This is a genomic window from Corynebacterium sp. HMSC064E10 (assembly GCF_001812505.1).
GTDB classification, from domain to species: domain Bacteria; phylum Actinomycetota; class Actinomycetes; order Mycobacteriales; family Mycobacteriaceae; genus Corynebacterium; species Corynebacterium amycolatum.
In genome coordinates, this window is record NZ_KV809173.1 from 1,195,815 (window position 1) to 1,214,265 (window position 18,451).

Below are 18,451 nucleotides of genomic sequence, written 5' to 3' on the forward strand. Positions count from 1 at the left end.
ATTTTTCGGGCCATTTTTGACATAAACGCAATCAGTAACTCGGATCGACTCAACGCCACCTGACATAAACGCAGTCAGTAACTCGGATTGGGCGTAAGTAGCGAAGATGCCCACCCGCCGACGCACCGTTCATCAATCGTTCCACTATTTTTTCGCTACCGGGTCCACAGAGCCTTACCCCACTCCCCCAAATGCCCCTTTCACCCCGCGTAGAGCAATTTCGTGGCTGTTAGTCTGTAGAAGTACGAACTTTTTTTAACAGCAATGTGAAAGTAGCCCCCAAGTGACGCACCTGGCAGCAGCTCTGGCATCAGCCAGCTCCTTTACAGCCAGTCCGCCGTCGGCGACCGCACCACCAGACCAGACATTGGCTTCTGAGTTTGCGTCCGGCGGCGTATCGGCAACATTGAATTCTTTAGATTCCGTGCTTTCTGCCCCGGCAACTATTACCGCCCAAGCAAGCAGCTCCGCAGAGCACGCGACAACGCTCGCAGCCCAAGCAGCTCAAGCCACCCAAGCCTCCACCGACAGCCTGACCCTCCTTTCGGTCCCGCTGTTGGTCGCGGTTGCCCTGGCGCTGACCCCGCTGTTTGTGAAGCTCCTTGGTCGTCACGCAGGCTGGCCCATCGTCGCGTTTTTTCTCGCGTCGGTGGTCCAGCTTTCGCGTGTAACGGGCGATATCCTCGACGGCACCACCTTCACCTGGTCCCGCGTCTGGTCCCCGGAGCTAAACGCGGCGTTTGCGCTGAAGCTCGATCCTCTCTCCATGGTGTTCAGTTTCTTGGCGCTGTTGGTGGGCTCGATAGTCTTCATCTACTCCACCGCGTATTTGCCGCCTAAGAAGTCCGCGATGAGCTTCTACGTCCTGATGACGGCGTTCATGCTGGCGGTTTTGCTCCTCGTGCTTGCCGACGACATCATGCTCCTCTTCATTGGGTGGGAGCTGGTCTCGATGGCGTCGTTCCTGCTCATTGCAAGGTCGGGCTCGTCGGGCGAGTTGGGCTCGTTGCGCACACTCCTGCTGACCTTCACCGGCGGCCTGCTGCTTCTGGCCGCCCTCGGCGGTGCTGTGTGGCTGACCGGTTCCACGAACCTCACCGAGGTTTTGGCTTCGCCTGAGTGGGAGGCCAACCCGGCAGCACGCAGTCTCATTGCCGCGCTGGTGGCCCTGGGTGCTTTCACGAAGGCAGCTCAGTTCCCTTTCCACGCCTGGCTTCCAGAGGCCATGGCGGCAGCAACTCCCGTCTCGGCTTTCTTGCACGCAGCGGCCGTCGTCAAGGCGGGCGTTTACCTGCTGATGCGTTTTTCCACGGTCTTCGCGGACGTGCGCGTGTGGCAGTTGCTGCTGATTGTCATGGGTATGTGGACGGCTGTTGCCACGGCCTACTTTGCGTTGCAGCAGACTGACTTGAAGAAGCTGATTGCGTACTCGACGGTCTCGCAGTTGGGTTGGATTGTCGCCACGATTGGTGTGGGCACGAAGTTCGCCATTATGGCTGCGGTTGTGCACACCATTGCGCATGCGATGTTTAAGTCTTCGCTGTTCATGATGGCTGGCGTGGTTGATCACCAGGCGGGCACGCGCGACATTCGTCGCTTGGGTCCGCTGTGGAAGCAGATGCCGTGGAGCTTTGGCTCGATGATTTTCGGTGCGGCATCGATGGCGGCAATTCCGCCGTTTTTCGGCTTCATGTCGAAGGAGGGCATGCTGACCGCATTCGAGGGCGCACCTTTGACCAACACCGGCGTGGTCATCCTGCTGACAGTGGCGGCAATTGGTGCGATTGGTACTTTCGCGTACTCGGCACGTTTGGTGTTCGGTGCGTTCGTGGATGGTCCGCGCAACGTTGACCACATCACTGAGGCCCCGATTTCGCTGTGGCTTCCGGCCGCCATCCCTGGCGTGCTGAGCCTGCCTGCAGCCTTCGCTGCCGGCGCTATTTTGAACCGTCCGTTGGACCGCGTGGCGGATACGGTCGGTCAGCTTCCGGCTAGCACGACTCAGGAATCGCACTTGAGCCTGTGGCACGGAATAAATGTGCCGCTGATTATCTCTGTGATTGTGCTGGCTGTCGGCGTGGGCTTCATCTTCACTCGCGCTCGCGTAGGCGCTGTCATGGCCGACCGCAAGCTCTTCCCGTTCACTGGCGTGGAGGCAATCAATGCGTCGCTGAGCGTCTCGCAGCGCGTGGGTCGCGTGCTGGCGAAGATGGCGCGTTCGCATCAGCCGTCGCGTCACCTGTTGCCGCTGCTTGGTCTGCTCGCGGTGTACGCCCTGGTCATTGCAATCGCTCCGGGTGTCGGCGGTGCTCCGGTGCTACCGAAGATCGACGACATCGACCACCTGACCGATCTGATTCCGCTGGTCGTTGTCCTGATTGGTGTGTGGGCCACGCTTCGGGCAAAGAACCGTCTACAGGCGGCTGTGCTGCTCAGCGTCACCGGTGTTGGTGTCACGTTGCAGATTCTCCTGCTGGGCGCACCAGATGTGGCATTGACGCAGTTCATGGTGGAAATCCTGACTGTCGTGCTGATGATGCTGGTGCTGCGCTTCCAGCCTCGCGCGTTCTCTGAGACCTCAAAGAACCGCCAGGCTTCCGCCGCGGTCGTGGCAGCTGCCGTAGGCTTGGCTACGTTCGGCGCGGTGTGGTTCCTCACTGGCCGTCGTCAGTTGCCTGAGGTTGCGCAGTGGTACATCGACAACACTGAGAAGGTCACGGGCGAAACCAATATTGTCAACGTGATCCTGGTTGAGTTCCGTGCTTTCGATACCATGGGTGAGCTGGCGGTTCTCGGTATGGCGGGCGTCGCGATGGCAGCGGTTGTCACGTCGATGCCTCGCTTCCCGCACCTGCTCGATCAGCCCTCCCCGCTTGCGGAGCCCGCTCTGAACTCCATCATGATGCGCTGGCTGGTCCGCTGGCTGTCGCCGGTTCTGTTCGCCCTGTCTGCCGTGGTTCTCTACCGCGGCGGTACCGCCCCGGGTGGCGGCTTCAACGCGGCGCTGATTGGTGCCGCCGCCGTGATGCTGGTTTACCTGTCCAAGGACCGCGACGAGCTGGTCTTCGGCAAGAAGACCCCGGTGGCGCTCAGCGCTGCGGGTGTCATAACAGCAATCGTCACGGGCTTCATCGGATTCGCCAAGGGGTCGTTCTTGGCACCGCTGTACGGCGAGTTCCTGGGCCAGCACCTCACCACGGCATTGCTTTTCGACGTCGGCGTGTACCTGGCCGTCATCGGCATTGTGGCGACCGCACTGAATCTCCTGGGCGGCCCGAACCGTCCTGGGGTGACCGGGTCGGACGATGTGATGCAGGATCTCTACTCAGACCGCTCTAGCTTGCGGGTGCCGCCGGAGATGGGCGTGTTCGCCTCAGAAGCGGAAAGTGCTCCCGCCCCAGCTCATGCCACCGTTGAGGAGGCCAAGAAGTGATTATCGCCATCATGGCTGCCGTCCTCGCTGGCGGTGGCACGTACCTGGTGCTACAGCGCGGCATGCTGCGCACCATTATCGGTATGACTCTGATTTCCCATGCCGCTAACCTGATTATTTTGTCCACGGGTGTCGGCGCCTGGCGCGGCGAGCCGCTGCTGGGCAACGAAGCCACTGCGGGCGCTGGCGCTGCCGAGCAGATGGCTGACCCGTTGCCGCAGGCATTCGTGCTGACGGCCATCGTGATCACCATGGCTGTGACCGCGTTCATGCTGGCACTGGCTGGTTTGGGCCGTGACGACGATACCCGTATCCATGAGGATCGCGAGGCTATGCGACAGCTGTCGACGGCTGGTCGTCGTGCGGGTAAGAATGTTCCGGCGGACTCGGACTCCACGGTCACCGGTACCCCAGGGGTCTCTTCGGCTCCGAACAAGTTCCCGCGCGAGACTCCTTTCGGCGGTGACGAGAAATGGTAGAAGCCTCTGCAATGACCTCTGCAATGTCCCCTTCAACTTTGTCTTCGCTACTGCCACTGTTTGCGGCACTGCCGCTGATTTTGTCGGCAGTCACAGCCATCCTGCCGAAGCTGTGGATGCGCGCGACGATGGGCATCGCCGTTCCGGCCCTATCGTCGCTGGCTGCATTTTGGGTGATGTTCTACGTCACTGAAAACGGCCCGGTCGGCCACGGCGTGGGCGCGTTCCCCGGTGGTATCTCGATTCCTTTCCTGGCGGACACGTTCTCCATGCTGATGCTGGGTGTGGCTGCCGCTGTGGTTGCCATCGGTAACTGGTTCGCCCACGTCGCGGGTGAAAACACCTCTCGTTTCTTCCCTTCCCTGACGCTGATGATGCTGTCCGGCATGTCGGGTGCTTTCCTGACTGCCGACCTGTTCAACTTCTTCGTGTTCATGGAGGTCATGCTGCTGCCCTCCTACGGCCTGATTGCGGTCACCGGTACCTGGCACCGCCTGGCTGCTGGCCGTAACTTCGTGCTGGTCAACCTCTTGACCTCCACGGTGTTGCTGATTGGTGTCGCGCTGATCTACGGCTCGGCGGGCAATGTGAACATCGCAATGCTGGCCGACATGGCCAGCAAGGGCGGCCCTGGCGGCACGGGTGTGGTCGCGTTGGGCATTGTCATCATCGCACTGTGTGTGAAGGCTGGTTTGGTTCCGGCGCACACGTGGTTGCCTAGGACGTACCCGTCGACAAGCCCTGCGGTGATGGCGCTGTTCTCTGCGGTGCATACGAAGGTGGCGGTGTACATGCTCTTCCGCATCTACGTCGTGATTGTGGGCATGAACCCCTCCTGGCACTGGCCGATCATTATCATCATGGCGATCTCGATGCTGGTTGGCGCGTTTGCTGGTCTCGCCGAGAACACCATGCGTGAGGTGCTCGCCTACCAGATGGTCACGGGTATGCCGTTCATTCTGATTGTGCTGGCGTTCACGGATGCTAACGACGGCCAGGACGCCAAGGCAGCACTGGCTGCGGGTATTTTCTACGCGATCCACCACATGGTGACTGTCGGTGCCCTCATCCTGGGCTCCGGTGCGGTGGAAGAGACCTACGGTACGGGTACGCTCTCCAGGCTTTCTGGGCTTGCCCGCCGCGACCAAGCAGTCGCTTGGGTGATGGCGGCGATGAGCTTCTCCATTGTTGGTTTCCCGCCATTTTCCGGTGTGTGGGGCAAGGTGGGCATTGTCTTTGCCTCTGCCGCTACTGGCGATGCCCGTTCGATTATTGCAATCACCGCAATCATCGTGGCCTCGCTGGGCTCGCTGCTGGCCATGATTCGGCTGTGGCGCGCGGTCTTCTGGGGCCGCCCCATGCAGGGTGTGGACGATTCCGTTCGCGTTCCGGGCGCGCTGGTTGCGCCGTCCGCCATGCTGGCAATTGTTTCTGTGGCAATGTTTGTCGCGGTCGGTGCCGTCACTTGGGCGACTACCGGTGCGGCTGATGCGCTGCTGAATATTGATGGCTACCGCGAGGCCACTCTCGGCGGGGTTGAAAACGCCATCGGAGGTATTTACTGATGAAGTTCCTGCATGTTATCCGCTATTCCCTCTGGCTGGTCTGGCAGGTTGTTGTGGCTGCGACGGACGTGGTGCGCGATACGCTGCGCCCGCACCAGAAGCAGCAGCCGGTGCTCATTGGGCTGCCGCTGCGTGTGACGTCTGACCTTGAGGTCACTCTCTTTGCCGAGTCCATCACCATGACTCCTGGCACGCTAGTCTGCGGTGTCCGTGAGACCGATGTGGGACGGTTGTTTATCATCCACGCAATCTTCGGTGCCGACCTGGACGCGCTGTACGACTCCCTCTACGACATGGAGGAGCACCTCGTTCCCAGCCTCCGCGATGTCCCCCGCCCGAAGGCGTTCGTCTTCGAGGAGTACAACGCAGACCAGTTCATTGACCCGGATGCCGTCGTCGGCGTTGCCGCTGAGGTCGACCACGGTCTGCCGCTGCCGGATGGCATTACCTCCAAAGGCGAAGACAAAGGAGCACGCTCATGAATGACACATTGATCGATCCCACCGCAGTACAGGTAATCAGCGGCATTGGCATTGCTCTATGTTCAGTGGCGCTGCTTGTGGGCGTGGTGCTGATCTTCCGGGTCAAGGGCAATGTCTCACGCGCAGTGCTTTCCGACGCTGCCTTCTACCCCATGGTGGGAGTGTTCCTCACAACTGCCATGCTGCGGACTACGGCCATCACTTTCGATATTGCAATGCTGGCGGGTCTGCTTGGCATTCTGTCGACCGTGGGCCTGGCCCGAGTTATTTCCCGTGGCCGCCGCTAAGACCGATTAAGGACGAATCGCAATATGAGTATCGCTTCAATTCTTGTAACTATATTGTTTGCCGTGCTGGTCATTGGCGGATCTTTGTACCTGCTCCTGGCGGGCGTGGCCATGTGGCGCTCTAAAGATGCCTTGAGCCGGTTGAACCAGCTTTCAGCCGGAATCATGGTGGGCATCCCCGCACTGGTGATTGCCAACTTGGTCCTAGAGGCCGACCAGGGCGATTTGACGTGGGGCAAAACCCTCACCGCCATTCTGGCCATTGTTGCTGTCCTGGTCGTCGCCACTGTCGCATCCGAGGTACTTGGACGCGCGGTGCTGGGTGCCCGTGATGGCTCCGCTGAGGACTACGTGCCGGAGCGGTAGCTAGCGGCACGGGAAGCGTCCCGCATACGCTGCTTCCGGCCGGTTTCAGAGCAGCCTCTCAGTGCTCTCCAAGACCCCCTTTGGGCCACCCACCCTACCCAAAAGGGGGTATGTTTCCCCACACTTTTGGCCTCCCACAATGTGATGTACCTCTCATAGGATATGGGTCGCTCGTTAACCCCGTTTATGCCCCTAAATTGAGTGGCAGTTTTTGCCGTTAACTAACCTTTGGTTTCCCTTAGTTAGGGAACCCTTGGTTATCATTTTTGATGAATTCGCCGTTTGCCTGCACCTTTGTGACACCAAGAACAAAACAATCAATGCAATCCCGGTAAAGATTAGGAAAACAACACTTTTGTCATCCGATATTCAGGCAGAGGCCGGGGCCGTCCCGACCGACTCATAACCGCCCTCTTTCCAATATTTTTAGATGGATTTGAGCGAGCTTCAGGGGACACAACCAACTGGAGGCGGACCGAGCCACCTATTTTTTCATTGCAGCCCCTTGGCCCATCGGTTAACTTAATTTCTGTGAGATCGCCAAGAGCGACTCAAAATCTTTACCCCCGAGAACCTAAGGATTTTCTCATGTCCTGCTCTGCAGAAGATATCGCAACCATCCTCGAAGCCCTTCCGGCCGTCACCGTCGAGAGCCCGCTGCCGGCTTTCGAGCAGCTGGCTGGCGGCGACATCAACTTCGCTAACGTTGGTGGCGACCTGAACCTGCCGTTCGGTAACGACTTCCTGGACATCACCTCCAACGATGACTACTCCACCACCGACTCCCACGACACCGAGGTTTCCGACTTCCTGAACCCGGAGACCCACGTCGACCAGTCCAAGGACTTCGACTTCCTGAACCCGACCATTTCTGGCATCGGCAAGTAAGCTCCCGGGCTTCATGGCAGGACAATAACTCTGCCAATCCTTGACACAATAAACCGCGAGTCTCTAAAAAAGACTGCGGTTTATTGTTCAGTTAAAACCGATATTTTTCATTTCGTTACTGTCTAAAGGAACACCAAAAATGGACGTCACTCCTATCGTTGAGGTTCTGGAAGCAATGCCTTCCGGCCCGACCGTCAACGTCACCTTCGAGATTAACCCGACCATCGATGGTGATCTGACCCTCCTGGAAACCGGCGACTGGAACGCTCCGTTCGGCCGCGACTTCATGGACATCAACATCACGAACGATCAGTCCACACACAATGACAACTCCACCCACGTCAGTGGTGTTGAGGCTGATAGTGTCTCCGACGCTGCCGAACAGGGCCGAGAGGTGTCCGAGTCCGCCGAAGAGGCTGACGAGGCTGACGAGGCCGCAGCTGCTCCGAAGTCGATTTTCAACGGCTCCCCGAGCATGCCGGGCATCGGTGCCTAAAACAGCTCACACTTAGGGTTGTTCCTTAGCCGCCCCAAACGGGTCGGCGTGCAGGCAACCACAAAGCCCGTGGCTGTCATGCACAGACAGAATTTTTAAATAAAGCGTTAGCCCTGCAGCTGGTCAAACCACCTGCAGGGCTAACGCTTTTCGTACTTACTTCGTTGCCTTGAAGCGCTTTTCCACCTCAGCACCGAGCCAGGAATCAACGTTGGTCCAGTACTGGTAGACACGCTGCTCCACCTCTGGGGAAACGCCCTGCATGGCACCGACGATGTTGTTTGCCAAGCGATCACGCTCGGCATCGTCCATCACATTGCGGACAAGATCGCCTGCCTGCGAGAAGTCATCATCCTCAGGGTGCTGCACGTAGGCGCCGGCGTAGAACTCTTCGCCCACGCTTTCCCACTGGCCAAAAGTGCCAGCGTCAACCTGCCCCGCGTGACCGGAGCGGACTGGGCAGCCAGCGGCCTTGGCCGCAGCCGCGGTATCGGCCTCCGGGCCGCGTCCGGCGGCGTTGGAGCCATGAACCGGCAGATTCGGGTCAGCGTAGTGGTAGGTGCCGTAGCCGTCCTGCGAGAAGGAATTCACTGGGCAGCGCGGCTGGTTCACCGGCAGCTGGTCATGGTTGACACCAAGACGGTAACGGTGCGCATCAGCGTAGGAGAACACACGAGCCAGCAGCATCTTATCCGGGGAGAAGCCGACACCCGGCACGGTATTCGACGGCGCGAATGCGGCCTGCTCAATCTCGGCGAAGAAGTTGCCCGGATTGCGGTTCAGGGTGAAGTGACCGACCGGAATCAGCGGGTAGTCCTTCTGCGACCAGGTCTTGGTCAGGTCGAACGGGTTCACCTTGTAGCCGGCAGCCTCGTCGTAAGGCATAATCTGCACCTTGACGTCCCAGGTTGGGTAGTCGCCGCGCTCAATTGCCTCGAAGAGATCCTGGCGAGCGTGATCCGTGTTTTCGCCTACCAGCTCAGCGGCCTCATCATCCGTCAGGAAGTCCCAGCCCTGGCGAGTCTTAAAGTGGTACTTAACCCAGAAGCGCTCACCTTCAGCGTTAATCCACTGGTAGGTGTGGGAACCGAAGCCGTCCATATGACGGAAGTCCTTCGGAATACCACGGTCACCCATCAAGTAGGTGACCTGGTGAGCGGACTCCGGAGAGGCAGTCCAGAAATCCCACTGCATATTGGCATCGCGCAGACCCGTATCCGGCAGGCGCTTCTGAGAGTGGATGAAGTCCGGGAACTTAATGCCATCGCGGATAAAGAACACCGGCGTGTTGTTGCCCACGATGTCGAGGTTGCCCTCTTCGGTGTAGAACTTCAGCGAAAAACCGCGCACGTCACGCCAGCCATCCGGGGAGCCCTGCTCACCAGCGACAGTGGAGAATCGCGCCAGCATCGGAGTGACAGTGTTCGGCTGGAAGACGGCAGCCTTGGTGTACTTGGAGACATCCTCGGTGATGGTCAGCTCACCGAAAGCACCTGCGCCCTTAGCGTGAACAACGCGCTCCGGGATGCGCTCACGGTTGAAGTGTGCGAGTTTTTCCAGCAAGTGGATGTCGTGGAGGTTGATACCTCCCTGCGGGCCGTTTGTTAGCGAATGCTGCTCTGTAGGAACCGGCGCGCCGTTAAGACGAGTGGTCGGACCATTGGAGCCTTCATAGAGATTCGACATGGGGTTTCCTCCTAAAGACGAGGGCTAGATGTCAGTCGCAACATGCCCTGACGTTTTCCACCCTACACGAAGTTTCATATTTTGCCTATCAGTCCTCCGGGATTGATATATGGACTTAATTATTAGTCCGATTAGGTTCGCTATATCGGCGACGAACACTCGACCCAAAAAAGGCAGATTTTTCTCGAAGAAAACCGCACACAATGACCGTCGAAAAGCACTTACTGCGCTTTCAAGCAATACCTATCAGCAGTGAATAAAAGGTATAGCCAGCACTACCACTGCCCGCAGGCGTTGAGGGTAGGATTTTTCGCGTACCACGCTGTCAATTTGGATTCTGATCGGATACTTCTGCAGACATGAAAAAACAAGGGAGGGGCGCAAAAGCGCTCACAGTCTTCAAGTACACGCTGGCGTTGCTGGCGACCATTGCGCTTCTCAAGATCGCATTCTTCCCCGCTAACGACGAGGACTATGCGCAAGCAACCGGTGATTTCTCCCAACCCACCACGGAGCTATCCCCTCAGCGGATCAATAACACGCAGAAACTGTCTGCCACCATCGTCCCGGATGAGCCCACCGTGATCCGTGCCAACGCGTCTGGTGAAATCACTGACGCCTTTGTCAACAGCGGTGGCAACGCCGTAGAGGGCCAAAACCTGCTCCAGGTGAAGAAGACCTCGGTGTCCGAGAATGCCAGCACCTCCGGCAGCGCGGATTCCGATGATGAAAGCGCCGCAGCTGCCGCGCCCGAAACTACCGTGACCTGGGGAAACATCACCGCTAAGGCTTCTGGCACTGTGCAGTGGGATATCGTCATTGGCCAGACGGTCGAGATTGGCCAGGAAATTGGCACCATTTCGCCGAATAGCTTCCACGCCGTAGCACCTATTAAGCCGAGCCAGCTGTACACGCTGGGAGACTCGATTAACAATGGCCGCCTCGCTATCACCGATGGCCCGGCACCATTTTTGTGTGATTCAGTGAAGACTGTCACGGGAAGTGGCACGGGCTCGCAGAACACCGGCGCCGGAGAGGGTGCTGGCATGGGTGCCGCCGCTGCGGGGAGTTCCTCGGGCGGCCCACAGCTGCGCTGCGATATTCCCGCAGATCAGACCGTCTACGAAGGTGTTCCCGCAACGCTGATTCTTGGCAGCGGCACGACCTCGGAGGTTCCAGCACTGCCAGTGACCGCCGTGGAGGGACGCTTCCGCGAAGGTGTTGTCTACGCTCCAGCTAAGGATGGCGGCAAGCCCACCAAGATCAAGGTCGAGCTGGGCGCCAACGATGGCACTTTCATTGAAATCAAGCGTGGCCTGAAGGAAGGCCAGCAGGTTTTGGAGTATGTGCCTTCCTACAGGAACGAGTTCGCTGGCGACGGCAGCGGCGACGGCACTGGCACCGGCACTGGTGAAGGCAGTGACACTGGCTTCGACGAGTCCGGCGATGACGCTGGCTCTGAAAAGTAGGCCCGCGCCATGCTTAGTTTGACCGCAGTCACTCGAACAGTGACGCTCCCCAACGGCGAGGAGCTGCCTATTTTGAAAGGCATCGACCTCGAAGTGCCACGCGGTGAGCACCTCAGCATTGTCGGCCAGTCCGGTTCGGGTAAGTCAACGCTGCTGAACATCATTGGCATGCTCGATTTGCCGGATTCTGGCACGTACACGTTCGACGGCACTGATATTTCCACCTTGTCGGATAGGAAACGCGCTGCGCTCCGGGGCGATAATTTAGGATTTGTCTTCCAGCAGTTCAACCTCTTCCCCTCCCGCACCACGCTGGAGAACGTCGAGGTTCCGCTGATGTACGACCGAGGCGAGAAGTTCTGGAATCGCACCGAGCTCGCCGCCGCGATGCTGGAGCGCGTCGGTCTGGGAGACCGCCTAGAGGCCACGCCTTCGCAGCTTTCCGGTGGTGAACAGCAGCGTGTGGCGATTGCCCGTGCGCTCGTGCGCCAACCGCAGCTCATTCTTGCCGATGAGCCCACTGGTGCGCTCGATGTCGACACCGGCAAGATCGTCATGGATCTGCTCGAAGAAGTCGCCACGGAAAACAATGCTGCGCTGATTGTGATTACGCACGATTTAGAGGTCGCCGAGCGCGGCGATCGGGCACTTGAGCTTCGCGACGGTCAGTTGCACGCCGACTCCGTCCTGCTATCTGCCGCCAACGCCATGCACGGCTTCGAGGAGGTTGCTGATGACGACGAATAAAGAAACCGAATCGAAGTCACGGCCGTCCTTCCTCTATGCGGCAACGCCTTATCTCGGCGCTCTGCTGGAAGCGTGGCATGAGCTGCGCATTAACCGTGGCCGCATCATGCTGTCGCTGGTCAGTGTGGCCGCGGCAGTGTGGGCGATGGCCACAGTCATTGCGCTTGGCAATATTCTCACCAGTTCCCAGGATGCGGTAACCGCACAGAGCACGGGCATCGCCGGCACGGTCACGTTGACTGCCGGAGCAGGTAGTTCCGGTTCTGAGGATGGCGGCGACTTCGGTGATGGCGGCTTCGGCGACGGTGCCAACGGCACAATGGCCGATAGCTTCGGTAGCTTCGGCGGTGAAGGAGCCGGTGGAAATGGCCCGGATGACCTGGGGGTTATCAACCCGGACGGGTCTGTCAATGACGCTTTTTCCACTGCCGCTCACCGCTTAGTGGAGACCACTCACGCCAACTTGTGGTCGCGGGTTCGTATGCAGCCAGCGACACCTGTTCAGAATTCGGAGGACTGTGCTCCGGATGACTATGAGTGCTTAGCGCCCGGCACACCCGAATTGATCGCCGCTGACCCAGGCTGGTTCGATATTTACGCCCGCACCATGGTGCAGGGACGTCGTTTGGAAGATGCCGATGGCCAGCGTTTGATGAACCCCGTGGTGGTCAATGACCAGTTCTACGAGACCCTGGGCAACCCTGCGCTGGCAGATCATCCCACTTTCACGTTGAAGGAAACGGGTAACACCACTTTCACCGTGGTGGGAGTGTATAAGTCCCTCGGATCGTGGGACGCCCCGAGCATTGTCACGCACTACGATTCCTTCCTCAATGCCGGCTACGAGGGTCCGGTGGGTGAGCCGCAACTTCTCGTCGCAACGCCTGAAGAGTCCGCGAAGGAGAACCAGAAGGCGCTGCACAACATTTTCCAGGCAGAGCTCGGCCCCAGCTGGAAGGTGAATACCTCCCTGTCGGAGAAGGACACGGAGATTTCCCAGGAAATGAATAACACCATCACTACGGCGCTGGGCATTATCGGCGGCATCGTGATCGCGCTTGGCGCGTTGGGCCTGCTCACGGTCTCGATTGTCACCATCGGCCACCGTGTCCGTGAGATTGGTATTCGTCGCGCAATGGGCGCGTCGGCAGGCCGGATTTTTATCTCTGTGTTCTTGGAGTCGATTGTCGCCACGACGGTGGCGGGCGTGGTTGGCGTGATTGCATCGATCATCACGGTCAAGCAGCTGCCGCTGGATAAGATACTGGCGTTGCCGCTGGAGACGGACGCCGTGGCCTACCCTGTCACGGCCGCTGTTATCGGCGTGTTGGTCGCGACGTTCGTGGGCGCGCTGGCGGGTATTATCCCGGCCACCATCGCAGTCCGCGTCAAGCCCATCGACGCCATTCGCTTCTAGCTTTTTCAGCCCTCGTTCGCCTGGCTGCGTCGCCGCCTGCTTTTTGCAGGTGAGGCCACGTGCAGCCAGGCGAATTATTTTTAGGTTTTAAGTTGCTAAGCTATTGCCATGACTCCCGCACGCCTCGTCTCTAATGACGAATACATCACGCAGCTGGCGCTGAAAGCCGGTCGTGGTGATCAGGCTGCGCTGACGGAGTTCGTACGGCTGACCCAGAAGGACGTGTGGCGTCTGGTCGCACATCTGGGTGGCGTTGATGCCGCGGATGATTTAACGCAGGAGACGTATCTGCGTGTGATGGGGGCGCTCCCCCGTTTTGCGGCGCGTTCTTCTGCCCGCACGTGGCTGTTGTCCCTGGCCCGGCGTGTGTGGGTGGATTCGGTTCGCCATGATTCGGCGCGGCCGAAGAAGTCTGCGGTGGAAGTGGAAAACGCTGCCGAGCAGTTTACGACCGGCGAGTCGTGGTCGGAGCTCGCTGATGCCCGCGTGCTGCTGGAGCAGCTGCCGGAGGAACGCCGCGAGGCACTCATTCTGACGCAGGTGCTGGGTTACTCCTACGCAGAGGCCGCGGAAATCGCAGGTTGTCGCGTGGGCACTATTCGCTCACGCGTCGCCCGTGCGCGCCGCGATTTGGTTGCCGCGCTTGACGACGGCGACAGTGCCAGCGGCGACTCTGCAGCTGTTTAGACCCGCTCCGGCCAGGGGACGTAGCTAGCCGTTGTAGGTTGTGGCCTCTCGAAGCTGACTAACGGTCTAGCTCGATTTTGTAAGTCGAGGCGATATCAGCATGCCCGATGGCATCCCGCATATCACGCTCCGCGTTTTTCAGGGCAGCTACAACAGCGGGGAGGCTCGCGTGCGGCGACATTGCCACGGTCACTTCCAAGGTAGGGATTCCATTATCGCGGTAGACCCGCGAATCCGCCTGGTTAATATGTGCGTTGCGCTCTAGATCGGTGCACACCGCATCGGCAACGTCGGCGACCGGCAGCGAAATCTCTCCCAGTTTTTCTTGTGATTCCGCTGCGGCGACGGTGCTGAACCGGTGCGAGCGCAGATTTGCGACCACCAAGATACAGCCGACGACCGCTAGAACCGCTGTGACCACACCGAGGACGGGAACATACCAGCTTTGCTCAGGTATTTTTCCCCAGGAGTCCATCCGTCCGGTGTCATGAAGCCACTGTGCGGGAGCGACGCCGAAGTAGCTCGCAATTGCCCATGTTGCTACCAGCAGTAGCAGCGCTGAGAAAAGAAACAGCACAATTCGGTCGAATACGCTTACTGATGTTTTCACTTGTCATCACCTTCGTATCCGCCGTGAGTTCCGGAAGCAAGTGCCGTGCCATTCTGGATTTCTTGGTAGTCAGACTTATGCATCCAAACTGGCAGGTTGGCATCGTCATCGACGCGTACATACCGACGCGGGGCAGGAAGAAACACCGCGATGAGCTGTCCCAGCCCATAGATTGCAGCGAGGATTCCGACGAGGAGCAACACCCATGACGCGGCTGAGCCCTGTGGGTTGCTGAACCAGTCGAATACCGGTTGTAACCATGAGGTGTCACCTGAGCTATTGGCGCTAATGATTGCTTCTCTACCTGCGACTATGGCCGCTGCAATCATCAACAGACCGGCGAAAACTCCCAGCCCGCGGACCTTCGGTGATTGACGCGGGTCACGTCCCTGGCGAGTTTCTACTGACTCGTCCGAGACCACCGCGGCCGATGACCTCTCAGTCGGCGTCATAGGGTGTCACCTCAATCTTTTTCAGTGGGCGCGGCTCTGGCGTGCTTACCACCACGGTACGTGGTTGTGGCACAGATACCGGGCGCAGCTGCTCCTGTCGCGGTGCGCGAACTTGTTTCAGCCGAGTTGGACGCGGCACTTTGACCGGACGCAGTAGCGCTGGTCTTGGCGCCTTGACATTAATTGTGCGTGGCGACGGCACTCGTACCGGACGCAGCTTTGGTTGCCGCGGGACACTCACCTGCATCAAGGACGTCGGCTTTGGCGCTGTGACCTTTCGCAGCTGTATGGGCCGTGGAATTGGTGTGCGACGCACCTGTTTCGGCTTCGGTGCCGGGGTGCGAACCACTGGCAGCGGCGGTGGCACAACAACGCGACGGGCCGGTTGCGGCTTTGGTGCCTTAATAGCCACAGCTGGTTGCGGCTTCGGCTGCATGACAAAGCGCACCGGTTGTGGAGCAGGTGCTGGGACACTGCGTACCCGTTGCGGACGCGGCGGAGTAATGCTGCGTACCGGCTGCGGTGTCACCGGCTGAATGCTACGCACTGACTGCGGCTGCGGTACTGAAATACTGCGTACCGGCTGCGGCGTCGGTACAGCGATGGACTGCACTTCTGGGACCCACCGCACCTGCGGGGTAGTCACTACCTGCTGGTTCACCCGGACAGGTGTCACCTGCGGGTGATCTGAAAAGTGCGCCAAGTCCTCTCTGGTGACACGCACGTGCCCGGGTTCGACGCTGTCGATGTCAACATCGACGGTGACATTTTCAAGTCCGGCCATGTCAGCGAGCCAGGTGGCAACGCTGGACCGAATGCGCACTGCAATTTCCGCTGTCGGCGCCGGCCATGATGCAACGGCGCGAACTGCGACTCGAACCGCACTAACGACGTTTGTAGTGGCAGAACTAGGGGCAATCTCACGGTCGATTGAGACAATTGGATAGTCGCGCCCTAGCACACGGGATTGGTCGAGGGTGCCGGGAACCGCGCGCACGGCCATCTCTACGATGCGGCGGATTGCCTTTTCGCTTACGACGGTGGTGCCACGCGTTGCTGGAACGTGGATAGTCACCGTCGGCGGCCTCCTCGGTTGAACTTACGGTTGAGCTCGGGCGCGTCGATTTTGCCATCGAGTACCGCACCGGCTGCACCGGCCAGACCTCCGAAGGCAATAACCGCAAGAAAGCCCGTGAAACCACCAATCATTGCGGCGAAGCACAGGACAACGGCAATCGTCGCGAAGGTCTTTGTGTAATTATCGAACATGAAATTCCCCTTTTTACGGGCTTACCTGCCCATCCTGCCCGGCTTCGACGCGCAATAGTTGTTAACTACTGAACGCGTGGCTGCTCCTTGGGCTCGTTAGCAGCCGCGATGGCCTTGCGCTGCTCTTCGCGCTGCTTAGCGGCCTCTTCTTCGCGCTCCTGCGGGGTCTGGTAGTCGGTGTGAACATCGGAAACATCAACATTGACTTCAGTGACCTCGAGGCCAGTCATACGCTCAACGGAGCTAATGACGTTCTGACGGATAGCCTCTGCCAGCTCATGGATGGCAACGCCGTACTCAGCAATGATGGTGACGTCCACTGCAGCCTGGCGCTCGCCGACCTCAACGGCAATTCCCTGGGACACGTTGGCGCTGCCGCCGGAGACAAACTCACGGACGGAACCAGCGAAGCGATCCATGCCACCACCAAGGTCATAGACACCGGAGACCTCGCGGGTAGCGATGCCTGCAATCTTGGAGACGACACTGTCGTCGATAGAAGTGTGGCCGTGGCCGGTTCCCTTATTCGCAGAATCCGAGCCAGCCTGAGTTGCCGGAGTGTTCTTAGCAGAGTTCTTTGCATTGTCAGCCATGATGTGCCGTTCCTATTCTCAGTGATGTAGACGAAATGTCTGGACAACGCCAATGCTATAACTGCCGCAGGCAACCTGCAGTACGGCTAGGTGTACATAGCTGCGTGAGACCCCCTCTAGTAGGGCTTTCGTTATAAAAAATTCTTAGATAACCGGATCGCAGATTTGATTTGTTTTTGTCCACAGCCTTCCGGGTATTTTTGTATTTTTGGATTACTCCTGCGTGACGGCAGTTTTTACCTGCCATTCACGGTTCTGATGTTACGAGCGGCCCCCACTTGCCTGCAGAATGCTAACAAATTCAACAACTTTGTATAACAAGGTGCAATTTGCGGCACTATTCCATATTTCGACGTTGGATTAGTACCGGCCCTGGTTGGAACTCGTGCGCGCCACGATTTGGTTGCCGCGCTTGACGACGGCGACAGTGCCAGCGGCGACTCTGCTGCTGGTTAGTGCAGCTGTTTAGCCATGCTCCCCCGATAGGCGTTGCCCTTTTTGCCACCCCATTTTTGGAGCGCTATCGCACATGATTGCTCAGTTGAGCGTAGGTTCTGCCTTAACTGATAGTTTTATACATTTCCTTATATTCGCGATACGAAACGGGTATATAAACTGCCCGGCACGCTTAAGTTCCATCTTTTTCGACGAGATTAGCTTCGTTTTTGCGCATCTTTAGGATGATTGGACGCTTACCATGCGCGTTCGTATTCGCCCTCTAGGAAAATCAACCAGAGGAAATGCTTTTCAATGTGCGACCTGGAAGCGCCAGAACCAGTTTTTGGGCCGCCACCGACCAACTCACTGAGGAGCAGATTTCCCCATGAATAGACCTTCATGGATTTTCACTGTCACTGCCATCATCACGGCTACAACCGGACTACCGGCCTACGCTGCCACTATCAACCAAGGTGATCCAGTTGTTATCGTTCACGCTAATGGGCCACAAGCCAGTGTCTGTACAGCTGGCTACGTCGACAAAACCAACTCTCAGATCTACACAGCAGGTCATTGTGGGCAAGAAGGAGACACGGTGACGGATGGGACCTTCCAGAAAATTGGAGTATTCCAACCGTCTCCCACCTATAACCATTCACTAGATACGGGAAACGATATCGGAGTTGTTTCGCTTGATGACCCCGCTACTGCCGGTGAGAATTCGTATTCGGGTGACTCAATAATATCCCCAACAGATGTTCAAACTGGTGAGACAGTCTGCATATACGGAAACACTACGGGGAAAGTGACCTGCGGTTTAGCCGCTGATCGAGAGGCATACCAAATCGAGGACAACGCTCTACAGGTTCAGAATGTACACGCTCAACGCGGCGATTCCGGTGGCCCTGTATGGGTTCCGGAAAAAGGTGCTGTTGGCGTTGTATCGACTAATTGGAACATCATCGATGGGAACGGGCAGCAGCTTGGCTCCTATATCACCGCTAATTCACCCTGGTAAGAGGGCTTTGTTTGCGTAGGGCTTCCTGATGGGTGGGACGCGAGTCTTGTTCTTTGTGCTGCCCAATGG

General features: G+C 58.4%; 19 protein-coding genes. 13 read left to right on the top strand and 6 right to left on the bottom strand.

Annotated elements, in window-relative coordinates; all coding sequences use genetic code 11:
- Positions 1-283: 283 nt before the first annotated feature.
- The 8 genes from HMPREF2860_RS07115 to HMPREF2860_RS07150 all read left to right on the top strand — a co-directional run bounded on the left by HMPREF2860_RS07115 (position 284) and on the right by HMPREF2860_RS07150 (position 7,996).
- Positions 284-3,433, top strand: coding sequence for a DUF4040 family protein (locus HMPREF2860_RS07115; RefSeq protein ID WP_081913989.1), 3,150 nt, complete (start codon positions 284-286; stop codon positions 3,431-3,433).
- Positions 3,430-3,912, top strand: coding sequence for a sodium:proton antiporter (locus HMPREF2860_RS07120; protein ID WP_038627412.1), 483 nt, complete (start codon positions 3,430-3,432; stop codon positions 3,910-3,912). Before HMPREF2860_RS07115 ends, HMPREF2860_RS07120 begins: the two co-directional genes overlap by 4 nt.
- Positions 3,913-3,935: 23 nt before the next feature.
- Positions 3,936-5,477, top strand: a complete 1,542-nt coding sequence (locus HMPREF2860_RS07125; protein ID WP_070560986.1) for a monovalent cation/H+ antiporter subunit D family protein — start codon at positions 3,936-3,938, stop codon at positions 5,475-5,477.
- Positions 5,477-5,959, top strand: a complete 483-nt coding sequence (locus HMPREF2860_RS07130) for a Na+/H+ antiporter subunit E (RefSeq protein WP_070560698.1) — start codon at positions 5,477-5,479, stop codon at positions 5,957-5,959. The genes HMPREF2860_RS07125 and HMPREF2860_RS07130 overlap by 1 nt, the downstream gene beginning before the upstream one ends.
- Positions 5,956-6,246 carry a monovalent cation/H+ antiporter complex subunit F gene (locus HMPREF2860_RS07135; RefSeq protein WP_005511667.1) on the top strand — a complete coding sequence of 97 codons (291 nt, stop codon included), beginning with the start codon at positions 5,956-5,958 and terminating at the stop codon, positions 6,244-6,246. Before HMPREF2860_RS07130 ends, HMPREF2860_RS07135 begins: the two co-directional genes overlap by 4 nt.
- A gap of 24 nt (positions 6,247-6,270) precedes the next feature.
- Positions 6,271-6,612, top strand: a complete 342-nt coding sequence (locus tag HMPREF2860_RS07140; protein WP_016421914.1) for a monovalent cation/H(+) antiporter subunit G — start codon at positions 6,271-6,273, stop codon at positions 6,610-6,612.
- Positions 6,613-7,200: 588 nt separating this feature from the next.
- The gene (locus HMPREF2860_RS07145; RefSeq protein WP_038627407.1) at positions 7,201-7,500 is read left to right on the top strand and encodes a hypothetical protein; all 300 of its coding nucleotides are present in this window, start codon (positions 7,201-7,203) and stop codon (positions 7,498-7,500) included.
- A gap of 139 nt (positions 7,501-7,639) precedes the next feature.
- Positions 7,640-7,996, top strand: a complete 357-nt coding sequence (locus HMPREF2860_RS07150; protein WP_038627405.1) for a hypothetical protein — start codon at positions 7,640-7,642, stop codon at positions 7,994-7,996.
- A 156-nt stretch (positions 7,997-8,152) separates the two neighbouring features.
- On the opposite strand, the gene HMPREF2860_RS07155 is transcribed toward HMPREF2860_RS07150, so the two are convergent.
- Positions 8,153-9,682 (bottom strand): catalase, encoded by a 1,530-nt coding sequence (locus tag HMPREF2860_RS07155; RefSeq protein ID WP_070560695.1) that lies wholly within the window; start codon positions 9,680-9,682, stop codon positions 8,153-8,155.
- Between the two features lie 359 nt (positions 9,683-10,041).
- On the opposite strand from HMPREF2860_RS07155, the gene HMPREF2860_RS07160 reads away from it, so the two are divergent.
- The 4 genes from HMPREF2860_RS07160 (at position 10,042) to HMPREF2860_RS07175 (ending at position 14,002) form a co-directional block, all read left to right on the top strand.
- Positions 10,042-11,151 carry an efflux RND transporter periplasmic adaptor subunit gene (locus tag HMPREF2860_RS07160; protein WP_070560693.1) on the top strand — a complete coding sequence of 370 codons (1,110 nt, stop codon included), beginning with the start codon at positions 10,042-10,044 and terminating at the stop codon, positions 11,149-11,151.
- Between the two features lie 9 nt (positions 11,152-11,160).
- Entirely contained in the window at positions 11,161-11,898 is a 738-nt protein-coding gene (locus HMPREF2860_RS07165; protein WP_038627399.1) for an ABC transporter ATP-binding protein, read from the top strand.
- Positions 11,885-13,315, top strand: coding sequence for an ABC transporter permease (locus HMPREF2860_RS07170; RefSeq protein WP_070560691.1), 1,431 nt, complete (start codon positions 11,885-11,887; stop codon positions 13,313-13,315). Before HMPREF2860_RS07165 ends, HMPREF2860_RS07170 begins: the two co-directional genes overlap by 14 nt.
- Before the next feature lie 108 nt (positions 13,316-13,423).
- Positions 13,424-14,002, top strand: coding sequence for an RNA polymerase sigma factor (locus tag HMPREF2860_RS07175; RefSeq protein WP_048759123.1), 579 nt, complete (start codon positions 13,424-13,426; stop codon positions 14,000-14,002).
- 58 nt (positions 14,003-14,060) lie between these two features.
- Here the strand turns inward: HMPREF2860_RS07175 and HMPREF2860_RS07180 are convergent, their stop codons facing one another.
- The 5 genes from HMPREF2860_RS07180 to HMPREF2860_RS07200 all read right to left on the bottom strand — a co-directional run bounded on the left by HMPREF2860_RS07180 (position 14,061) and on the right by HMPREF2860_RS07200 (position 16,926).
- Entirely contained in the window at positions 14,061-14,612 is a 552-nt protein-coding gene (locus HMPREF2860_RS07180) for a hypothetical protein (RefSeq protein ID WP_049181724.1), read from the bottom strand.
- Positions 14,609-15,064: a hypothetical protein gene (locus HMPREF2860_RS07185; RefSeq protein WP_070560689.1), complete on the bottom strand. Its 456-nt coding sequence runs from the start codon at positions 15,062-15,064 to the stop codon at positions 14,609-14,611. Before HMPREF2860_RS07185 ends, HMPREF2860_RS07180 begins: the two co-directional genes overlap by 4 nt.
- On the bottom strand, positions 15,051-16,139 hold the full coding sequence (locus tag HMPREF2860_RS07190; RefSeq protein ID WP_070560688.1) for an Asp23/Gls24 family envelope stress response protein: 1,089 nt from the start codon (positions 16,137-16,139) through the stop codon (positions 15,051-15,053). Before HMPREF2860_RS07190 ends, HMPREF2860_RS07185 begins: the two co-directional genes overlap by 14 nt.
- Positions 16,136-16,333: a hypothetical protein gene (locus HMPREF2860_RS07195; protein ID WP_005511694.1), complete on the bottom strand. Its 198-nt coding sequence runs from the start codon at positions 16,331-16,333 to the stop codon at positions 16,136-16,138. Before HMPREF2860_RS07195 ends, HMPREF2860_RS07190 begins: the two co-directional genes overlap by 4 nt.
- 65 nt (positions 16,334-16,398) lie before the next feature.
- Positions 16,399-16,926, bottom strand: coding sequence for an Asp23/Gls24 family envelope stress response protein (locus HMPREF2860_RS07200; RefSeq protein ID WP_049181732.1), 528 nt, complete (start codon positions 16,924-16,926; stop codon positions 16,399-16,401).
- A gap of 823 nt (positions 16,927-17,749) precedes the next feature.
- Between HMPREF2860_RS07200 and HMPREF2860_RS10905 the strand changes: the two genes are divergently transcribed.
- Complete coding sequence (locus HMPREF2860_RS10905) at positions 17,750-18,382, top strand: trypsin-like serine protease (RefSeq protein ID WP_049181734.1); 633 nt, start codon at positions 17,750-17,752, stop codon at positions 18,380-18,382.
- Positions 18,383-18,451 lie beyond the last annotated feature (69 nt).

Bases quoted from the DNA above. Each gene is read 5' to 3' on its own strand.
- HMPREF2860_RS07160 (WP_070560693.1), top strand. From the start codon at position 10,042: ATGAAAAAACAAGGGAGGGGCGCAAAAGCGCTCACAGTCTTCAAGTAC.
- HMPREF2860_RS07125 (WP_070560986.1), top strand. From the start codon at position 3,936: ATGTCCCCTTCAACTTTGTCTTCGCTACTGCCACTGTTTGCGGCACTG.
- HMPREF2860_RS07130 (WP_070560698.1), top strand. From the start codon at position 5,477: ATGAAGTTCCTGCATGTTATCCGCTATTCCCTCTGGCTGGTCTGGCAG.
- HMPREF2860_RS07140 (WP_016421914.1), top strand. From the start codon at position 6,271: ATGAGTATCGCTTCAATTCTTGTAACTATATTGTTTGCCGTGCTGGTC.
- HMPREF2860_RS07175 (WP_048759123.1), top strand. From the start codon at position 13,424: ATGACTCCCGCACGCCTCGTCTCTAATGACGAATACATCACGCAGCTG.
- HMPREF2860_RS07135 (WP_005511667.1), top strand. From the start codon at position 5,956: ATGAATGACACATTGATCGATCCCACCGCAGTACAGGTAATCAGCGGC.
- HMPREF2860_RS07165 (WP_038627399.1), top strand. From the start codon at position 11,161: ATGCTTAGTTTGACCGCAGTCACTCGAACAGTGACGCTCCCCAACGGC.
- HMPREF2860_RS07200 (WP_049181732.1), bottom strand. From the start codon at position 16,926: ATGGCTGACAATGCAAAGAACTCTGCTAAGAACACTCCGGCAACTCAG.
- HMPREF2860_RS07145 (WP_038627407.1), top strand. From the start codon at position 7,201: ATGTCCTGCTCTGCAGAAGATATCGCAACCATCCTCGAAGCCCTTCCG.
- HMPREF2860_RS10905 (WP_049181734.1), top strand. From the start codon at position 17,750: ATGAATAGACCTTCATGGATTTTCACTGTCACTGCCATCATCACGGCT.
- HMPREF2860_RS07155 (WP_070560695.1), bottom strand. From the start codon at position 9,682: ATGTCGAATCTCTATGAAGGCTCCAATGGTCCGACCACTCGTCTTAAC.
- HMPREF2860_RS07195 (WP_005511694.1), bottom strand. From the start codon at position 16,333: ATGTTCGATAATTACACAAAGACCTTCGCGACGATTGCCGTTGTCCTG.
- HMPREF2860_RS07170 (WP_070560691.1), top strand. From the start codon at position 11,885: ATGACGACGAATAAAGAAACCGAATCGAAGTCACGGCCGTCCTTCCTC.
- HMPREF2860_RS07150 (WP_038627405.1), top strand. From the start codon at position 7,640: ATGGACGTCACTCCTATCGTTGAGGTTCTGGAAGCAATGCCTTCCGGC.
- HMPREF2860_RS07185 (WP_070560689.1), bottom strand. From the start codon at position 15,064: ATGACGCCGACTGAGAGGTCATCGGCCGCGGTGGTCTCGGACGAGTCA.